Below are 5,062 nucleotides of genomic sequence, written 5' to 3'. Positions count from 1 at the left end.
ATGCCTATGTCTTCTAGGGCGGCTTTGATGGTTTGATAGGCTTCTAGGTTATGGTATTCGCTGCCTGTGTCTATGTCTATTGTGGCGTAACGGGTATATGAACTAAAGCGTATGCCTACTAGTTTGTCGCTGTTTTGATGCAATCTCCACAGTTCCGAGGGCTGGAGGTAATGGTCTTCTGTTCTCCAGCCTGGTTTGCTGAGGAGGTTGTTGGCTGGGGCGATTATCGGACTCCAAGGATGCCAAAAATATTTGACGTACCTTTTCCCTATTTCTGAGGCTGGTAGGTGGTGTTGGCTTTTTGGGCTGGAACGACGACGGGCTGGTTTGGCGAAGTTGTCTGGGTTTTCTGGTAGATACATGATTGGCTTTCCTCGATGTTTTGTGTTTTTCATCGGGTAGCCGCTAGTTGATATTAAACCTCGGTAGATATAAAAGGCTGCTGTTTAGCTTAAACGTTATAAAAAATTCTGATTTTTGTTGCTTTTGGCTGTTTACAGCTATTTTCAGGGATATTAACTACATTTTTCTCAAGCAGAGGCGCAAAGCCAGAAAAAATAGAGAAACAAGAGTGTAGTCCAAATATATGAAAAATGCGGTAATCAAAAATTCTCAGAACTTTGTCATATCAGGGGTTTAGAACCATTCGCAGATTTTTACTATCTTGGTTTTATGCCTAATTGTTGGCCAACAAGGAACTCATGGTTTAGAATGAAGATCACATATTTTAATTATTTTTTCGGATCGAGCTTGGATAGCTCGCCCGTTGCTGAAACGACTGGAAATCGTTTCGCTGTTTTTGGTCTTCTCATTCTTTCTAGTTCTAGACTTTCCGTTCTAGACCATGACATGAGTTGTCCTGTTACCTAAACTAAGCAACTAGCGGACTACCCAGCCTTTTTTTTTGGAGTGGTGAGACTCCCCTAACAAAGACTGATTGATTGAATTCAGCAGTTCGATTTTTAAATCCATACACAAAATTCCTTGGTAAATGCAGTCCTTTTATTGTAAACCTCTGAAACTGGTATTGACGTAGCCACATCTCCCTTATTTCGCATCAACAAGGGGATTTTTGCAGTCGCATAAGTAAATATTCATGATTATGCCATATTGGCAGAAACAGTGTTTGAAAACGGATCTATCTTCTCCGCAGAAAAAAATCCTGATTTAGCAAGGGTTCTAGCCCCAGTTTGTTACGGGATACTAGAGTTTTTGTTATAGGATACTAGAGTCGTTGTTCTAACGCTCAAAGCTATATCCCACAAGGATTAGAAGTCTATTTTCCATTTTTTTTCTTTAGAACAAAATTTTGTTTTGGAACTAAACTAGAACAAAAACTAGCCGCTTAAAAATGATATCTGAAGTAAAAAAGCATGATAATCCGCCAAATAAGGACTTAAAGCCTCGCCTACTTCGACAAGCTCAGTGCATCGCTTCTAGGACAAATTTTTGATATAGTAGTGCAAACAGGCAGGGCATTGTCTGTTGGGCAAGATAGTGTAAGACGGGCTATGCCTGCAACTATTGTTTAAACCCAGAATCTCTGCCCTTCCATCGCGGGGAAGGGGAATTTGTCAAAAAGTCTTAATTCCTCAGATCAAAATAAAGGTTAGAGACTTCCAATTAAAAAAATATCCCAAAATTTCTTGTGGTGCGGGCAAGATGCCCATTCCCACAAGATTGGATAATCTTTTTTGTGGAATTCTCTTAGTGTTTTAAAAAGCTGGTGAGGTAACTTAATGATTACGTATTTAGTAACAGGAGCAAATCGAGGCATTGGTTTAGAGTATTGTCGTCAACTGAAGGAGCGAGGTGAGCGCGTGATTGCTGTCTGTCGCTCGGCTTCAGACGAATTGAATAATTTAGGTATATCTGTAGCAACGGATATAGATATCACGTCTGATGAGTCGGTTGCCGATTTAGTCACAAGACTTGATGATCAACCAATTGATGTTTTGATTAACAATGCTGGTATTGTAGAACGAGTTAGTCTTGAACGCCTGGATATGAATAGCATCCGCAGGCAATTTGAAGTTAATGCGCTCGGTCCATTACGACTGACTCAAGCTTTGCTGACCAATCTCAAACAAGGCTCAAAAGTCATTATGATGACCAGCCGTATGGGTTCAATTGAAGATAATACTTCGGGTGGTTCTTACGGTTATAGGATGTCTAAGGTGGCGTTATCAATGGCTGGTAAATCACTGTCTGTGGATCTAAAATCACAAGGAATTGCTGTTGGCATTCTTCATCCAGGATTGGTAAAGACTCGCATGACTGGTTTTACCGACTCAGGCATAACCCCAGAACAAGCAGTTAAAGGACTACTGGCTCGCATTGACGAATTGAATCTCGAAAATACGGGGACTTTCTGGCACTCTAATGGTGAAATTTTGCCTTGGTAAATTGCGTTAATTTACATAGTGATAAATTTTGTACATATCTTGTCTTTACCTCTATGTAGTTTAAAGTTTAATATCTAAGAGGATACGAATATAGACGGATTGTTGCGGATTTAGTGGGCGTTCGCCTCGTTCCACCAGTGAGATAAACTTTTGGGATACGTTTAATAAACTAGCTAATTTAGTCTGTGGCCAGCCTTTAGCAATCCGCGCTTCTCTCACTTGGCTGCCAGTCAATTCAATATCTTCTGGTGGTGTATCCTTGGTTTTGGGCTGTAATCGTTCTAATCGTTCTACTTTTGGCTTAACCTTGGATGCTATCAGTTCAGGAATAGGATGTGGGGGTTTGATGGTCAGCTTGGCATCCAATAATTTTTGAAAGTAGCCTTTAGGCTGTTTCTGTGTATACTCTGGTCTAAGCGATTCAGGATATGTTTTTGGGTCAAATACAATCTGCCAATTCAGTTTGTTAAGCAAGTGCTGTAAAGCATTATCCCAGCGCTGCTTTAGCTTGAAAGCTTTCAAGCGATCGCATAAAGCTTTATCTAGTTCTGTTTTGGGCAAAGCAATTTCTATTAGCTCCTGTACCCTGTAGTTGCCATCCAGACGAACCCGGCTATCCAATGTCAAATATATAGCCAACCTTAATGTAAGTTCTTCGTGATAAGGATCAATTTCTAAGACTTTTTGAGCTAAGTAGCCAAACTGATATAAAGCTGACCGCGATTCTGCTCCCGCTCGGTTTAAAAAGTATTTCGTCCAAGCACCTGGTTGAACAATGATCTGCACTTCATCAGGCTCTTCTATCTTCCCAGATGAATTTACCTGACCATAGGGGACAATCGTGATGTTCCACATCCGACCAATAGGTGTACTAGCATTTATACCACCTTTTCTATTTCTCCCTTCTATCCATACTGTTTTCACTAACAAACAATCCAATGCAAACGCGGTTTTTGCTATTTCTAGAAGTTTTTGATGTTTGGGTAAATCAGTGCGCTTATCCCAGCCTAGTTTTTCAATTAACTCACTACCTTTAATCGTAAATAAGCTGTCCCAAGGTTTATCCTGCTCCATTGTATAAGCAGCAAATATTAAGTGTAATTTAACACTATTAAACCCAAATTTATCAATAATCTGTTGGGCTTCATGCCAAGGAAGTAATGTAACATCACCTGGGGTACTAATATAATGCTCAATATAATTTTGGGGATTACCTTTAGCTCTGTGTTGCGCCACTGCTATCCCCTCTTCATTTTTTTGCCATGACTCTTGTTTTTTAATTTGAGAATTAATACTTGAAAGCATAAGTGCTGCTGTAGGAATCGCTTCAAATGGCTGTGATTTAAATAATGAATTTTCTTGGCTGTCTCTATAGCCTTGAAGATGGTCATTTATTACATTATAGTAATTTTGGATGGTATTTTCATCAACTTGATATTTTGCGGAAATTATTGAAGATATCGTACTATATAATACTTCATTAAAGATGGATTCAAACAATTTAGAATCATCTGATGTTTCCGTGACAGATAATGCCGAATTAGATAGAAAATACTGATTTAATTTATCACGGATAACTTGTCTAATATTATCTTGAATTTCCAATAAAATAGGCGGAATAAGTTTCTCTAGATCATGAGAACTAGGAAGTTTTGATGGATCTTGATTCATAACATTAGATTGCTTGGCAACCCTGATCAAATATTGTTAGGAGAAAATTGCACCAAATTTTCTGATATTTTTGATTACCAACTAAATACTAATAATAGTTTGGTCAATATTCAGTATAATTTAAAGTGAGACTGAACAGGAAATTATCAGAATAACTGGTTGAATTGAAAACAGGTGATCAAAAATATAGAACTCATGTTTGATTTAAAAAAATTGCGTACACCTGAATCTACCATCTTCTTGCCTATTAAATATCCATTAATTTCAAAGCACTACTATCATTTGGTCTAGCCTTAAGATACCTGTCAGTGATAGCTAAATTGCTATGACCTAAAGTATCCTTAATCAGCACCGGATTTACCCCCCTTTCTGCTGCGTGTGAACCATGAGCATGGCGCAACCAGTGACAACTAACTTTATCACTCAAACCTGCTGCGGCTGCCACCACCTTAATAATTGGATGGAGATTCTGGCGTTCTAGATGTCCCCCCTTCTGACTAGAAAACACAGCATCTGTAGCCACAGCATCCCCTTTAAATTCCATCAGTTCTGTCCACAACTTTGATTTCAGCAAAATAGTGCGCGACTTATTACCTTTACCCTGTCGCACATATACTTGCCCACTATCACCTCTAGTAGATAAATCCCCCCAAGTTAACTGGCAAAGCTCATGAGAGCGCAAGCCTGCCTGATACAACAATTTGACAATTAACAGATTGCGTCGAGCGATCGCTTGCCGTTTAGCAGTTTTAGCATCACCCACCATCGCTGCTGCCGCCCGTACCATCAACTTAATATCAGCCTCATCTAAATAGCGTTCATTAATCGCATCGGGTATTTCTCCTAGTTTCAAAGCCATCCCCACATTGAAGGGCAAATAACCAATTTTGTGAGCAAAACTAATCAAACTTTTCACCGCTGCCAGATAAATGCGCCTAGTGCTGGCAGATTGTGTGGAAAACTGGGTGCTGTACTCCACCAAATCC

At 39.5% G+C, this 5,062-nt stretch carries 3 protein-coding genes and 1 pseudogene; 1 reads left to right on the top strand and 3 read right to left on the bottom strand.

Annotated elements, in window-relative coordinates:
- A pseudogene (locus tag FJR38_RS25785) lies at positions 1-395 on the bottom strand (hypothetical protein); the annotation flags it as partial.
- A 1,344-nt stretch (positions 396-1,739) separates the two neighbouring features.
- Here FJR38_RS25785 and FJR38_RS25780 point away from each other — a divergent pair.
- A complete protein-coding gene (locus FJR38_RS25780) occupies positions 1,740-2,405 on the top strand; it encodes an SDR family oxidoreductase (RefSeq protein ID WP_168540287.1) in 666 nt (221 codons plus the stop codon).
- 60 nt (positions 2,406-2,465) lie between these two features.
- On the opposite strand, the gene FJR38_RS25775 is transcribed toward FJR38_RS25780, so the two are convergent.
- Positions 2,466-4,076, bottom strand: a complete 1,611-nt coding sequence (locus FJR38_RS25775; RefSeq protein ID WP_168540285.1) for a helix-turn-helix transcriptional regulator — start codon at positions 4,074-4,076, stop codon at positions 2,466-2,468.
- Positions 4,077-4,323: 247 nt separating this feature from the next.
- On the bottom strand, positions 4,324-5,062 hold a 739-nt coding region (locus FJR38_RS25770), incomplete at its 5' end, for a tyrosine-type recombinase/integrase (protein ID WP_254449571.1).

The sequence above is a fragment of the Anabaena sp. UHCC 0253 genome (assembly GCF_009712085.1).
GTDB lineage: Bacteria > Cyanobacteriota > Cyanobacteriia > Cyanobacteriales > Nostocaceae > Dolichospermum.
This window is presented reverse-complemented; position numbering and strand designations above follow the sequence as displayed.